Consider the following 12,789-nt stretch of genomic DNA (forward strand, 5'->3'; position numbering starts at 1 on the left):
AGCACGGCCTGAGGGCGACGCTCACCGGCGAAGAATTGATCGCGCGTTCGTGTCCGGTTCACACAATTCCTGCACCATCAGGCTCATGGCCTCGAAACTGGTATATGTTGTCCACATCACATCAGGTAAGGAGTAGTGCGATGACGAACGAATCCTCCAGCGCTGACCCGAAGAGCTCCGAGGCACAGGCGGCGAAACCCGGCGCCCGAGTCAAAGACGCAGTCGCGGTCCCCTCACCGCAGGCGCCCGGTCCCGGTGCCCCCGCCGCTGCTGCACCAGCAGCCGCTGCCTCCGGATCCGGCCCGGCACCGGCCTCTGCCGATGCCGCCCCACCGCAGCTCGAGGTGGCTGTGGCCACCGATGCAGCCTATGCCGGTGAGGAAGCCGACAGAGTCCAGCTGCGCCGACCGCTGCGCAACATCTCCGAGGTCCGGCACTTCTTCCGCACGAATCAGACCCCGATCTATTTCGTCGGAGCCACCCCGTTCAACCTGCTCGGCCTCGACCGGTGGGTGCGCAACTTCTCCTACATCACCTACTACGACGGCTGGGACGGTGGACATCCGCGCGTGTTCTCCCCGCGCTACAGACCCTATGTCGAGTTCGAATCCGGTGAGGCGATCAACAATTGGCTGCTGCTCAACGCCGAGGTGCGCGCTCATATGACGCGCAATGTCCCCCATGGTGAACGAGTCAAGGTCGCGATGGTCTTCTTCGACGAGGAGACTGAGCGGATCTGCCGGGAACTCGGCTACGATCTCATCCTGCCTTCGGCGGCGCTGCGCAATCAGCTCGATTCGAAGATCGAGACGACGAAGCTCGGCAATGAGGCCGGTGCGTTCTCCGTTCCGAATGTCCTCACCACCGCTGACACCTATGAAGAGCTCAATGACCGAGCCGCCGAGGCGGGGCTGGGGACCGATCTCGTCGTGCAGACTCCGTACGGTGATTCGGGCAAGACGACGTTCTTCATCTCCGATGCCGCTGGTTGGGAGACGCACAAAGACGACATCATCGGCGAGCAGCTGAAGGTGATGAAGCGGATCAACAACACCCCGGTCGCCGTCGAAGCGGTCATCACCTCCAGCGGTGTCGTCGTCGGTCCTTATCTGACCGAGCTGGCCGGTTTTGCCGAGCTCACCCCGTACAAGGGCGGGTGGTGCGGCAATGAGATGAAGCCCGATGTGCTCAACGCCGAGCAGCGGGCACAGACCCGTGACCTCGTGGGTCGGATGGGTGAGGGACTGCGCACCCGCGGGTATCGCGGGTTCTTCGAGGTCGATGTCCTCGTCGATCTCGACAGCGACGACGTCTACCTCGGCGAACTCAATCCGCGGATCTCCGGTGCCTCGGCGATCACGAACGTCACGGCCGGTGCCTATGCTGATGTGCCGCTGTTCCTGTTCCACCTGCTCGAATACCTCGATGTCGAATTCGACCTCGACGTCAAGGAGATCAACGAGCGGTGGGAAGAGCTCTCCGGCGCCGATGAGTGGAGCCAGATGATCATCAAGGAGACGGCGCCGATCACCGAGTACATCACACATTCGCCGCTGACGGGTCAGTACTACCTCGATCAGTACGGAACGCTGACATACAAGCGCGCGGCCCTGGACTGGCACCCTCTGCAGAACGGCAGCGAGGTGTTCTTCCTGCGCATCTTCGGCGCCGGAGACTACCGGTGGAAGGGCGCGGACCTCGGAGTGCTGGTGACGAAGAATCCGCTGCAGACGAACGTCGGCGGACCCGATGCGCTGAGCATCCGCGCCAAGCACTTCATCGATTCGATCCGCGCGATGTATGCCGGAGTTCCGGTCGTCGCGGATGATCCGTCGCCGGCTCTCGGCGGGCCCGGAGCCAAAGGCGACTGAATCGGAGCCCGGCCGCCTCGATGATAATCTCAACACGACCCGAGGCGGCGAGCAGCTGCCGTCCGCGGATCCGTTCCGCGGACAGACCGACCCGAGAATCAGAGGTGAAGAGTGATCGAACCGGCACCGGAGCAGACCGCGGCCACTCCCCCGGCGGAGCCAGCCGTGACCCCATCGGCACCTGTCGATCCGGCGGCCGGAATCGACCGGGACAACTGGCAGGATCCCGTCAACGTCCGGTGGTCGTTCCAGAACGTCGCCCGGGTTCTGCCGACGACGCCGATCTCCCGGGGCACCGGGCCGGTGGCCGAACTTCCAGCCGATCTGCAGGACCTCGGCGAGGTCGAGATCCCGGCGACGGAGCACTCGAAGGCTCGCAGCGTCCGCAGCGTCATCGAATCCACCGACACGGATGCCTGGATGCTCATGCACAACGGGACCGTGCTCACCGAAGAGTATTTCGGAGAGATGACCGCGTCGACCGAGCATCTGCTGATGTCGGTGTCGAAGTCACTCGTCGGCACAGTTGCCGGCGTGCTCGTCGGATCCGGTGACCTCGACCCGGATCGTCTCATCACCGACTACGTCCCGGAGCTTGCGACGTCCGGCTATGCCGGTGCCACGGTGCGCCACATCCTCGACATGCGTTCGGGCATCCGCTTCTCCGAGGACTACCTCGACCCGAAGTCCGAAGTGAGGCAGATCGAAGAGCAGATCGGCTGGTCGGAAGCCAAGCGCGAGAATCCGGGCATCGGCATGTACGAGTTCCTCACCACACTTGAGGCGAAGTCCGAACACGGCGGGGTCTTCGAGTACCGGTCCTGCGAGACCGATGTGCTCGGATGGGTATGCGAGAAGATCGCCGGCGAGCGCATGCAGCCGCTCATGTCACGGGTGCTGTGGTCCCGGCTCGGTGCCGAACAGGACGCGATCATCGCCACCGACCAGTACGGGGTCGGGATGTTCGACGGCGGCATCAACACGAGTCTGCGCGATCTTGCCCGCTTCGGCTTCGTCTACATCAACCGCGGTCAGTCTCTGACCGGGCAGCAGGTCGCTCCCACGACGTGGATCGGCGATACGCTCACCACCTCCGACGATGTGCGCCGGGCCTTCGCCGATGGGCCCGGAGACAACCGGATGCCGGGCGGGGCATATCACAACCAATTCTGGTTCCCGTTCCCCGACTCTCATGCCTTCCTCGCTCTCGGCATCCACGGTCAGATGATCTACATGAACCCGGGCGCGAACGTCCTCGGCGTCAAACTCTCGAGTTGGGGACTGCCGCAGGATGCGACGAAGCTGTTCCCGACGATTCGCGCTTTCGAGGCCCTCGCGAAGGCCGTCAACTCCCCTGCCGCGGAATAGGCGTCAACAGCTTCGTCTCGAATCGAACCTCATCACCGCCCCGGGGTGGTCGGAGGCAGACACCACTGAGCAGACGAAGACTGACGTCACGGAACAGGCGAAGCCAGACGCCGTGGAACAGACGGCGGCAGACGCCACTGAGCAGACGAAGGCAGACGTCACGGAGCATCACGCACCATTGCCCGCACACCGCACCGGCAACGTCTTCCCCTACAGGCACTCAACCATCACAGCTCTTTCCTCGCATAACCACCCACTGCAGCGGGTGGTTATGCGGGCAGCGGTGGCGGATGGTCACTTCCCGGCCCGAAAGTTACTCACTCCCCGGCCCGAATGTGCCCGAATCGTCACAGGTGTCGCCGGATCTGCACACCGAACCGGCGTCTGCGGCAATGCGCCGTGGCAGAATCGTGGTGTATAGACAACGCTTGTGATCGCCTGAGTGCGAAGGAGAAACACGATGACCCCGATTCGCCGGTCCGCTTGGATGCCCCGCCTGTTGACGGCGGCTGCTGGAACCGCTCTTGCATTGTCCCTGACCGCCTGCGGAGGATCCGGAGACGACAAACCGGCCGAAGACGAGAACTCCGAAGCAGCTCAGACCGAAAAGGGCGGATTCGGCGGAGGTGCCGTCGAGTCGGAAGCGGCCGAGGCCCAGGGTTCTGAACCCGCCGAGAAAGAGCCTACCGACACCAAGTCGTCCGATCTGTTCGCCGACGCTGCGAAGACGACGAACTGGGCCAGTGACGACGGCATGAAGATCGACAAGAAGGGCAACGGCATCGTGCCCGCCGCATCGATCGAAGCCGACCTCATCGATCTGTTCGAGAACAAGCTCGAATTGAAGGTCAAGGAAGCCGCGTGCGACTCCGATATGGAGCTCAAGGAATGGTACGGATACAAGTCCTGCCAGGTCACCATCAAAGACAAACAGTCCTACAACAATGAGAAGAAGTTCTTCGGATCGGTGAAGATCGTCGACCACAAGGACAAGATGGTCAAGTACGAACTCATGTTCCCCGGCATCGACAAGGAAGACTTCGACTTCAAGGACTGACTCGGTCAGATTCCAGCAGGCACCACCCCGACGCAACCCCGTCCCCGTCACTCGGCGGGGACGGGGTCTCTGTGCCGCGGCTGCGCATCGACCTTCCCGCCGCGGTTGGCACCGAGTAGCATGAAGGGCCAGGCCGCAGGCACGCCTCCAGACAGGCAGACACGGACGCGGCCGGGAAGGATCCCTCATGACTGAACACCGTCCCCCATTGCCGCCGTTCGATCGGGACTCCGCCGCGCAGAAGGTCCAGGGCGCCGAGGATGCGTGGAACACTCGCAGTCCGCGGACAGTCGCCTCGGCCTACACCGTGGATTCGGTGTGGCGCAATCGCGATGAGTTCATTACCGGCCGCGATGAGATCCTTGCGTTCCTCACCCGCAAATGGGACCGCGAACTCGACTACGCGCTGCGCAAGAATCTGTGGGCATTCGATGACAACCGCATTGCCGTCCGCTTCCAATACGAATGGCACGATGCCGGCGGTCAGTGGTGGCGCAGCTATGGAAACGAGTTGTGGGAGTTCGATGCTCAGGGGCTGATGGCACGCCGTGAAGCAAGCATCAATGATGTCGCCATCGCCGAGGCGGACCGCTGGATCCGTGGGCCCCGACCGGCCGAGGACCGCGGCAGGGAATTCGACCTCCGGTAAGACATTCGTGGGCTCAATCGCCGCCTTGGGCGGTGGCGGAGGCATCCCACCAGTCGAGGATCCGCTGGGCTTGCAGCGTCACCCATTTCGAGGGTTCGCCGACGGGTGCGTCGACATGGAACCAGACTTCCCCGCCGAGGCGGTGCTCCTGTTGCCAGCGTCCGTCCGCTCCTCGGCGAGACCGGATCATCTCAACGGCTTCGCGCATGCGCGGATCCGGATCGGTGCCATCGGTTCGTGCCGCTTCTCGGAAGTAATCGAGTGCCGGCAGGATCCCGTAGAACCACCGTCTGGGGCAGAACAGCGCCAGGGCACGTTCGTCGAAGGGTTCGCCGGTGCCTCGGCGGCGGAACAGATCTCGGACGAGCAGGTATTCCTCTCCCCCGGCCCGGGCCTGAGCTACGCGTGCGCTGTCGCCGGTGGACTTCTGGTAATCGAGGAGCGCGACGAGGGCGTTGAGGGTGGAATGGAAGGAGGACACCTTCGCACCGTCGACCCATTCGCAGTTCCACCCGCCGTCATCGAGCTGGTGGTCGAGGAACCAGTCGACGAGCCCGTCGACATCGGCACCCAGCCAGAGGCCGTTCGACAGTGTCCACGCATTGATGCACACATCGACTTCGCCGCCCCAGTAGGACAGGTTCTCGTATTCCCACCGAACGGGCGCCAGTTTCTCTGCGGTCCCTGCCAGCACCGACGCAGCCACTCCCCACTCGCGCAGGTCCTTGAGCGCCCAGGTCGTCGCCGTCCACGGCTGTGAACGCTCAGTGTCGAAATCGAAGCCGGCGGGGAAATATGCTCCGCCGGCCCATTGCCCATCCGGGTCCTGCCTGGCGAGCAGCTCGGCACCGAATCCGACGTGTGCGACTTCGGCTCTGCTTGACTGCCAGGTCGAGTCCTCAGCACCGAGGAGGTCACGTTCGACCTGCCAGCGCAAGGACGGTTCGGAATCGAGCAGCCAGTCGGACAGTTGTGCGTTGATCATCGTTGATCTCCCGCTTCGGTCGAACAGTCTCTATGAGAGTAGGTGACAAACCGTCCGATGACCATACCCCGCCGCCGAATTGCGGTCGAACGGACATCCGTCGCGCTCGGACCGGCCCTGAGCATAAGAGAAGACCCCCACGCCGGGACCTTATCCCTGGTGAGGGGCTTGATCGGTAGCGGGAGGGGCCCTGTTTGCACCCACAACATGCCCGTGCGGGCCGCATTATCGGTCTGCTCGAGGGCGTTGGTTTCAATGCTGTTGACGTGATCACCTATCGTCATGCCGTCCGGTGTGCGGTCGATCGCGTGGTAGGTCATGGCGAGTTCGATGGGGGGCGTTGCGGATGCGGCGGCGTTGCTTCTCGCCTTCTTGGTATCTGACGTATTCAACGTTCATTTGCCACCCCCTGCGAGGTTGCTGAGGATCCGTGGGATCTCGGTGGTCGAGGTCTGCATCTGTTCGGGTGTGGCACTGATGCCGGTGAGGAGTGATGTGAGGACGGTTTCGAACTGGGCGCCCGTCTGCTCGGCGATACGCACTTGGCGTTCGTCCACGCCGGCCTTGAGTGTTTCGCCGGCGTACTTCGCGAGCTGGTCCTGCGCTTTGTGCAACAGCGTGTAGACGATGTGTTGGCGGGCTTCCTCGGTGCGTTCGAACTGTTCCCCGAACTCCGGGTTGTCCTTGCCGACGACCTTGGTTTCACCCCACCAGAGGTCGCCGTCGGTTTCGAGGAGCTCCACCTGGTGTCGCAACCACTCCACTTCGCCGGCTTTGGATGCGACGAGGTCCAGCAGTGCCTGTGCGGGGTCGAGGTTCTCGTGAGGTGTGCCGAGACGACGGGCGACGCGGGTGAGTTTCTCCTGCTCGAGGTTGCGGGTAGCTGCGGTACGGGCTTTCTTCGATCCCCCGCCGTGGCGTAGGCATACGCGGAGGCCGCGGACGGGGTAGTTTTTGCACTGGTCGCCGCGTTTCTTGCTGGTGGCTTGGCATTTCTCCGGATCCCAACCGGACTTGTCGACCATCAGAGTCCGCTCACTTCGGTGGTGACGTACACGGTCGCGTCGTTGGGTACCGAGTGCAGGTGGTCGCCGATGCGGAGGGTACTCGTGTCGGTGGCGGTTTCGAGGGTGATGGAGTGGAGTGTGCCGCTACGGCACCGGCCGAGGGCTGCGAGGGTCGGCAGGGTGACGGTCTTACCGATGTACTCGGCGGTCAAGTGTCGGATGATCATGCCCGTAGCTTGTGACCGGACACGGAAGAGTTGCCAGCGACGACACGCGAGGTTCTGGGCGCAAGTTGAGGAACGAAAACAGCCCCCGGCCATTCAGGCTCAGGGGCTGTTTACTTCAACTACCAACAAATGGCGGATACGCGCCGAGGCTCGATCGAAGTCTGATGCCTCGCAATGTCATTCGACGATGAAGTTGCTCAGGCCAGCGATCCTTAGGATGAACGGTGCGATCGACATCAGAACCAGGACCGATGAGACCACCCAGAGCCACACCATCTTTGCCTTATGCGAGCGGACGCTCGTGCCTAAAGCAAACAAAGGGCTAAGCAAGGGCAGACCGTAGAAGATCGGTGTCAACACAAATGCGAGTGCGAGGAAGCCGATGAACTTCCATTCCGTCTTTGAGAGGAATCGCTCACGCTGATCGGTCGCCATATCTTGCACCTGCATCCGTTTAGTCCTGACTGCGTTGATGATTGATTCAATATTAGCCGCCAACCTGCCAGGTTTTAACCGCCCCTGACTTGGACGTGCGGTAGTGAAGGCCCACGCCGAGAGTGATCGGACTTCCCTTCACGAAGAGCGAAGCGTCGAACCGGTAGTACGAATCAGCGTAGGTGCCAGCCTTGGGTTTGGTGCACCGGGTGGGCTTGACAGACCAGCCAACCTGCCACGATCCTTCGGAGTGGCAAGTGTGATCATGCTCGACGGCACCTACTTCAACGGTTGGTGCGTGCTCATCGCCTACACCGGCACTCACGTCATCGACTGGCAATGGTGCGACCAGGAGAAGAACGCGTCCTGGACAGCCCTCATCAGCCGCATCCCCGCCCCGGTGGCTGCGATCGTCGATGGCAACGGACCATTGACGACAACGATCAAGCGACTCTGGCCGACCACCCGTATCTAACGGTGTCACTTCCACATCCGACAGGCCGCACATCGGTACCTGACCATGCGGCCCGTCCTGCCGGCGAACAAGGAACTCCTCGGCCTGTTCAAGATGCTGCCGAAGGTCACCAGCCTCGACGAAGCCACGAAGTGGACAGGCGCATTCACGTCCTGGGAAGCGAAATGGGAATCGTTCCTCAAACACCGCACCCAGGTGCGGCCAGGAACACCCCGACCGGCACACGTGAAGCCGGGACAGCGCTGGTGGTACACGCATCTTCGGACCCGTCGATCCCACAACCTGCTGACAGGACTCCTCCGCGACCGGCAACTGTTCACGTGGCTAGAACTAGCCGAAGACGACTACACGATCGCGAAGACTACGACCCCATTAGAGGGCGGCCCGAACAAAGCGATCAAGGACTTCCTCCGAGCCCATCGAGGACTGAACATCGATCATGCCCGCCGAGGAGTCGACTGGCTGTTGTATCTGCGCACCGAGGCACCCAAGGACCCGTGGTCGTTCGTTACTCCACGAGCGTGGACACCACCGCGCAGCGTCCCGAATGTGGTGAAACCCGACACGGGCCGAGAGGAGACGAATCTTCTCTACGGGACGGGATTCAGCGTCGAGGATGGCAATGGGATCCAGAAGGGCTGGGGTGGCAGAACCCGGTGAGAACCAGCATCGACACGCCCTGCCCATACACACATTTTGGCCTATAACCCTCGGTTGCCGTCTCTGGGCAGAAAAATAGCCCCTCACCGGGACGTTATCCCTGGTGAGGGGCTTGAAAGTAGCGGGAGGGGGACTCGATCCCCCGACCTCACGATTATGAGTCGTGCGCTCTAACCAGCTGAGCTACCCCGCCCCAGCACCGCTTCTAGGCGGCACGAGAGCCCCGAAAGGGAATCGAACCCTTGACCTTCTCCTTACCATGGAGATGCTCTGCCGACTGAGCTATCGGGGCAACAGGTAAGAATTTACACGGGTTCGCTCGCTCCGGGCAAATCGGACTCCAGTGACGTCACTCACACGAGACGGAAACTTCGATGAAACCTCACGCAGACCCCTAAACTGAACCGCTCTCACCAGCGAAAGCAGCTATTTCACAGGGTCGAATCGCCCCGCCAGGAATCCCTGCAGTCGACCGGGATGGTTCGTGATGATCCCATCGACCTCGGCTCCGAGGAGCTCCCGCCATTCGTTCATCTCGTCAGCAGTCCAGACGAAGACGCCGAGGTCGTTGTCCATGATCTCGGTGACCACCGATCTGCGCATGGAGAACCCCTTGTACGAAGGATTGATCGCCACCGCCCCGAGCTTGCGAGCGATCTCGATGTCCTCAGGTTTGGGAACCATGCGCAACAGGAAACGCGCGACCATCGGCAGCATGTCCCGACAGGCCTCAAGCGTCTCGATATTGAACGACTGGACGATCATCCGGTCGGCGATACCGGTCTCCACAACCATTTCAGAGACCCGCGCCACCGCACCCGATGACCACTCCCCTTTGAGCTCGAGGAGGAGTTCGCCGCCTCGGTGCTGGATATCCCTCATCACGGCTGACAGGGTCGGGATGCGCACTCCGTTGAATCCGGGCCCCATCCAGGAACCGGCGTCGACGAACGACAGCTCTTCGGCGGTGAGGTTGACGACGGGGCCCTTCCGGTTCGTGGTCCGGTCCAGATCGGGGTCGTGGAGGATCACCGGGACGCCATCGGCACTGGTCGACGTGTCGACTTCGATGAAGTCGACCCCGAGGGCGCGTGCGGCATCGACTGCGGCGAGGCTGTTCTCGGGCACAACGGCGGAATAACCGCGATGGGCGATCACCAACGGGCGGCTTCCGGCTCCGGGGCGCTCGACGATGCCCCGTTCGTGGAGGAACTGCTGAAAACTCATGGCTTCAGCCTATGCCCTCACCGAGCGTGATCTCACCCTCGACCTCAACCCCCTCGCCTCAGTACTGGTCGTCGGATTCGCCTGTCTGGGACTTCTGGTCATCCTCGCTGAATACTCGGCGAACATGCTGACCAACCGATGGCCGCCGACTCATATCGGCCTCAGCGGCGGAAGAGCTGCCACCATCGCCGAGGCGACCCGGCCGATTCCGCATCACTGTCGCCGGGCAGTCGGCCGCCCTCATTCGAGTCCGCGCGGCTTCCACCCCGATCCCAGCCGGGCGCATTCGGATCCTTGGAACGCTCCCCCGGACCTGCCTCGGCGCCGGTGTCGTTCTTCTTCACGATCCGCCGCTGCCGCCAGGCGACGACCTCCTTCTCGACGTCCCGGGGCGGGGTGAACACGGGCGGGCCGTCACGCAGATCCATCACCGCTTCGCGGACTCTCGCGTTGAACCCCGCGAGGTAGTCGCGGACCTCGGATTCGGTCATGAAGGCGTCGACGGTGTCTTCGAGGACTGCGTTCTCCTTACGGAGCTGGAACGCGGCCGGAGCGACGCCGTTGATGCCTTCGGCATCCATCTTCTGCTTGATCCACCAATCGGGATCAGAGGAGCTGTGCAACCCGGTCAGCGGCTTGCCCAAGCCCGGCAGATCATCGAAATCACCGCGCTTGATGGCCCTGTCGAGGGCTGATTCGACGACGGCGTTGCGATCTTCGAGCGAATTCAAGCGCCGAGGCGCTTCGCCCTCGGCCGGATTCTCAGCCATTGCCCCGCCCCTCCTTTGCGCAGATCTGCGCGTGGTGTCCTCACACGCTAGGTGTCCGCGGTTGGCTTGGCAAGCATCGAGAGACCCGCAACCCCAGCATCGGATACACAGACGATCAAGCTCCTGCCGGACGCAGGCTCCACTCACAACCCCGCGACTGACCGACGCATGCTCACGTTCCGCGACCGTGCTCAACACAACTGTGCGCCGAAAGTGCATACGTGCTGCATTTGTGCACTACGTGTGCACTTCTGGCCCACGGTAGCCGCGGGTCATAGGTCCGGCAACCCTCAAACATGGAAGAAGCTCCGTGACCGATCGGTCACGGAGCTTCTCTATTCTGCGTGGCAGATGAAGGATTCGAACCTTCGAAGGCAATGCCGGCTGATTTACAGTCAGCTCCCTTTGGCCGCTCGGGCAATCTGCCGCAGGTGGCGCTCGATGAGCACCTGAAAAGAATACAAGGCCCAGACCCGAATCTCCAACTCGGTAGACGCAGATCACAATTCGGGGCCTCGACTACACTCGGAGACAACAGCCTCGCCCGTTCTCAACGGGCAAAACCATCGCAGACTAAGGAGCATTCATGGCCAGCGAATCCTCATTCGACATCGTCAGCAAGGTCGACCGTCAGGAGGCCGACAACGCACTGAACCAGGCGGCGAAGGAGATCAACTCCCGCTACGACTTCCGCGGCACCGACGCCTCGATCGCCTGGAGCGGCGAAGCCGTGCAGATGAAGGCCAACAGCGAAGACCGGGTCAAGGCCATCCTCGACGTCTTCCAGTCGAAGCTGGTCAAGCGCGGAATCTCGCTGAAGTCCCTCGAAGACGGCGACCCTTACCCCTCCGGCAAGGAGTACCGCATCGATGCCTCGATCAAGGAGGGCATCGACAAGGACAATGCGAAGAAGATCTCGAAGATCATCCGCGAAGAGGGCCCCAAGGGTGTCAAGGCACAGATCCAAGGCGACGAGCTGCGCGTGAGCTCGAAGAAGCGCGACGACCTGCAGGACGTCATCGCCCTGCTCAAGGGACAGGACCTCGAGGTCGACCTGCAGTTCACCAATTACCGCTGAGGTCCTTGACGCTCACTCACTTCGCACTCTCTCGGCAAATTCGAGCAGCTCGGTCGTGACGGTCGAGTTCATCTGCTCATCGTCGATGCGAGGAGAACCGTCGACTTTCTGCGCACCGTAGTCGCCGAAGCTCGAGTGGCTGGCTCCCGGGATCTCGACCATCGTCGCCGAGGCGGGGAGCTTCTCTCGGGCATCGGCGACTTTCTGCGGTGTGGAGAGTCCGTCCTCGCTGCCGGAGAGGCTGAGCACCGGAAGCTGATCGCCGGAGAGATCAGCTGCGCAGTAGGAACCGAAGAGCACGAGGGCGTCGGCGTCATCGGCAGCGGAACAAGCGCGGACCCCGCCCATGGAATGTCCGCCGACCATCCATGTCTGCGTCTCCGGCGAGTAGTCCGTGAATGTCGACGGGCCGCGTGGATCGATGATGGCCAGGCGCAGCCACGGCTTGACGATGACGACAGTGGCAGAGGCGTCGGCCACGATCCCGCTCAGTTTCCGGGCGTAGGCTTCTGCGTCGACCTTCGCGCCGGGGTAGAAGACGAGACCGACCGACGTCGCCGTCTTCTCGGCCGGGCGCAGCACCACAGCGTTCGCATGCTCTTCCACGGTGATTCTCGGGTCAGTGAGAACAGACTCCCAGGCCTCCGCCTCGGCGTGCATCACTCCCGATTTCGCCCAGATCACCAACGCGACGACGGCGAGGACACAGAGCGCCAGCACACCGGCCACCACTCGGACGGCCCAGCGGCGTAATATTCGAATGGAAGTCACTCAAGGAGTCTACGCGTCGGTTCGAACCGGTCAGAAGATGTTCGACCCCGGCTCGAGATAGTGATCTCGACCGGGGTGAAACTGATTACCAATACTATATCGGGGACGAACAGCCATCTTGATCCGCCCAACGATCCCATACCGCATCCGTCCCCCGGTCGCCTGACCATGACGGACTGAGTCCTCTTCTGACCGAACCGTACGTTCCT

At 62.3% G+C, this 12,789-nt stretch carries 14 protein-coding genes and 3 tRNA genes; 7 read left to right on the plus strand and 10 right to left on the minus strand.

Translation table 11 applies throughout. The features are described 5' to 3' along the window. Positions 1-140: 140 nt before the first annotated feature. From EB835_RS13135 to EB835_RS13150, 4 genes are all read left to right on the plus strand, one after another. A complete protein-coding gene (locus tag EB835_RS13135; protein ID WP_135809911.1) occupies positions 141-1,871 on the plus strand; it encodes a biotin carboxylase in 1,731 nt (576 codons plus the stop codon). Between the two features lie 111 nt (positions 1,872-1,982). Beyond that, a complete protein-coding gene (locus EB835_RS13140) occupies positions 1,983-3,239 on the plus strand; it encodes a serine hydrolase domain-containing protein (protein WP_240688733.1) in 1,257 nt (418 codons plus the stop codon). Between the two features lie 460 nt (positions 3,240-3,699). After that, positions 3,700-4,296, plus strand: a complete 597-nt coding sequence (locus EB835_RS13145; protein WP_135809912.1) for a hypothetical protein — start codon at positions 3,700-3,702, stop codon at positions 4,294-4,296. Positions 4,297-4,483: 187 nt separating this feature from the next. Beyond that, on the plus strand, positions 4,484-4,945 hold the full coding sequence (locus EB835_RS13150) for a nuclear transport factor 2 family protein (RefSeq protein ID WP_135809913.1): 462 nt from the start codon (positions 4,484-4,486) through the stop codon (positions 4,943-4,945). Between the two features lie 13 nt (positions 4,946-4,958). On the opposite strand, the gene EB835_RS13155 is transcribed toward EB835_RS13150, so the two are convergent. From EB835_RS13155 to EB835_RS13170, 4 genes are all read right to left on the minus strand, one after another. After that, positions 4,959-5,930, minus strand: coding sequence for a squalene cyclase (locus EB835_RS13155; protein WP_135809914.1), 972 nt, complete (start codon positions 5,928-5,930; stop codon positions 4,959-4,961). Between the two features lie 395 nt (positions 5,931-6,325). Next, a complete protein-coding gene (locus tag EB835_RS13160) occupies positions 6,326-6,955 on the minus strand; it encodes a hypothetical protein (protein WP_135809915.1) in 630 nt (209 codons plus the stop codon). Then, positions 6,955-7,164: a hypothetical protein gene (locus tag EB835_RS13165; protein ID WP_135809916.1), complete on the minus strand. Its 210-nt coding sequence runs from the start codon at positions 7,162-7,164 to the stop codon at positions 6,955-6,957. The genes EB835_RS13160 and EB835_RS13165 overlap by 1 nt, the downstream gene beginning before the upstream one ends. A gap of 177 nt (positions 7,165-7,341) precedes the next feature. After that, on the minus strand, positions 7,342-7,599 hold the full coding sequence (locus EB835_RS13170; protein ID WP_135809917.1) for a hypothetical protein: 258 nt from the start codon (positions 7,597-7,599) through the stop codon (positions 7,342-7,344). A gap of 250 nt (positions 7,600-7,849) precedes the next feature. Between EB835_RS13170 and EB835_RS13175 the strand changes: the two genes are divergently transcribed. Together EB835_RS13175 and EB835_RS13180 are read left to right on the plus strand one after the other, a co-directional pair. Next, the gene (locus tag EB835_RS13175; protein WP_135809918.1) at positions 7,850-8,074 is read left to right on the plus strand and encodes a hypothetical protein; all 225 of its coding nucleotides are present in this window, start codon (positions 7,850-7,852) and stop codon (positions 8,072-8,074) included. 45 nt (positions 8,075-8,119) lie between these two features. After that, complete coding sequence (locus tag EB835_RS13180; RefSeq protein WP_135809919.1) at positions 8,120-8,734, plus strand: hypothetical protein; 615 nt, start codon at positions 8,120-8,122, stop codon at positions 8,732-8,734. Between the two features lie 119 nt (positions 8,735-8,853). Here EB835_RS13180 and EB835_RS13185 read toward each other — a convergent pair. The 5 genes from EB835_RS13185 to EB835_RS13205 form a co-directional block, all read right to left on the minus strand. Beyond that, positions 8,854-8,927, minus strand: a tRNA-Met gene (locus EB835_RS13185). A 26-nt stretch (positions 8,928-8,953) separates the two neighbouring features. Further along, positions 8,954-9,026, minus strand: a tRNA-Thr gene (locus tag EB835_RS13190). Between the two features lie 134 nt (positions 9,027-9,160). Then, positions 9,161-9,961: a glycerophosphodiester phosphodiesterase gene (locus EB835_RS13195; RefSeq protein ID WP_135809920.1), complete on the minus strand. Its 801-nt coding sequence runs from the start codon at positions 9,959-9,961 to the stop codon at positions 9,161-9,163. Positions 9,962-10,122: 161 nt separating this feature from the next. After that, a complete protein-coding gene (locus EB835_RS13200) occupies positions 10,123-10,731 on the minus strand; it encodes a DnaJ family domain-containing protein (protein WP_240688734.1) in 609 nt (202 codons plus the stop codon). Between the two features lie 345 nt (positions 10,732-11,076). Continuing rightward, positions 11,077-11,158 (minus strand) — tRNA-Tyr (locus EB835_RS13205). 159 nt (positions 11,159-11,317) lie between these two features. Here EB835_RS13205 and EB835_RS13210 point away from each other — a divergent pair. Further along, on the plus strand, positions 11,318-11,809 hold the full coding sequence (locus EB835_RS13210) for a YajQ family cyclic di-GMP-binding protein (RefSeq protein WP_135809921.1): 492 nt from the start codon (positions 11,318-11,320) through the stop codon (positions 11,807-11,809). A 12-nt stretch (positions 11,810-11,821) separates the two neighbouring features. On the opposite strand, the gene EB835_RS13215 is transcribed toward EB835_RS13210, so the two are convergent. Beyond that, positions 11,822-12,580: an alpha/beta hydrolase gene (locus EB835_RS13215; protein WP_135809922.1), complete on the minus strand. Its 759-nt coding sequence runs from the start codon at positions 12,578-12,580 to the stop codon at positions 11,822-11,824. Positions 12,581-12,789: the final 209 nt, after the last annotated feature.

The organism is Brevibacterium sp. S22, assembly GCF_004745485.1.
Lineage (GTDB): Bacteria > Actinomycetota > Actinomycetes > Actinomycetales > Brevibacteriaceae > Brevibacterium.

What these genes read in the sequence shown, in the direction of transcription:
- EB835_RS13135 (WP_135809911.1), top strand. Translation starts at nt 141, where the DNA reads ATGACGAACGAATCCTCCAGCGCTGACCCGAAGAGCTCCGAGGCACAG.
- EB835_RS13145 (WP_135809912.1), top strand. Translation starts at nt 3,700, where the DNA reads ATGACCCCGATTCGCCGGTCCGCTTGGATGCCCCGCCTGTTGACGGCG.
- EB835_RS13150 (WP_135809913.1), top strand. Translation starts at nt 4,484, where the DNA reads ATGACTGAACACCGTCCCCCATTGCCGCCGTTCGATCGGGACTCCGCC.
- EB835_RS13155 (WP_135809914.1), bottom strand. Translation starts at nt 5,930, where the DNA reads ATGATCAACGCACAACTGTCCGACTGGCTGCTCGATTCCGAACCGTCC.
- EB835_RS13160 (WP_135809915.1), bottom strand. Translation starts at nt 6,955, where the DNA reads ATGGTCGACAAGTCCGGTTGGGATCCGGAGAAATGCCAAGCCACCAGC.
- EB835_RS13165 (WP_135809916.1), bottom strand. Translation starts at nt 7,164, where the DNA reads ATGATCATCCGACACTTGACCGCCGAGTACATCGGTAAGACCGTCACC.
- EB835_RS13170 (WP_135809917.1), bottom strand. Translation starts at nt 7,599, where the DNA reads ATGGCGACCGATCAGCGTGAGCGATTCCTCTCAAAGACGGAATGGAAG.
- EB835_RS13180 (WP_135809919.1), top strand. Translation starts at nt 8,120, where the DNA reads ATGCGGCCCGTCCTGCCGGCGAACAAGGAACTCCTCGGCCTGTTCAAG.
- EB835_RS13195 (WP_135809920.1), bottom strand. Translation starts at nt 9,961, where the DNA reads ATGAGTTTTCAGCAGTTCCTCCACGAACGGGGCATCGTCGAGCGCCCC.
- EB835_RS13200 (WP_240688734.1), bottom strand. Translation starts at nt 10,731, where the DNA reads ATGGCTGAGAATCCGGCCGAGGGCGAAGCGCCTCGGCGCTTGAATTCG.
- EB835_RS13210 (WP_135809921.1), top strand. Translation starts at nt 11,318, where the DNA reads ATGGCCAGCGAATCCTCATTCGACATCGTCAGCAAGGTCGACCGTCAG.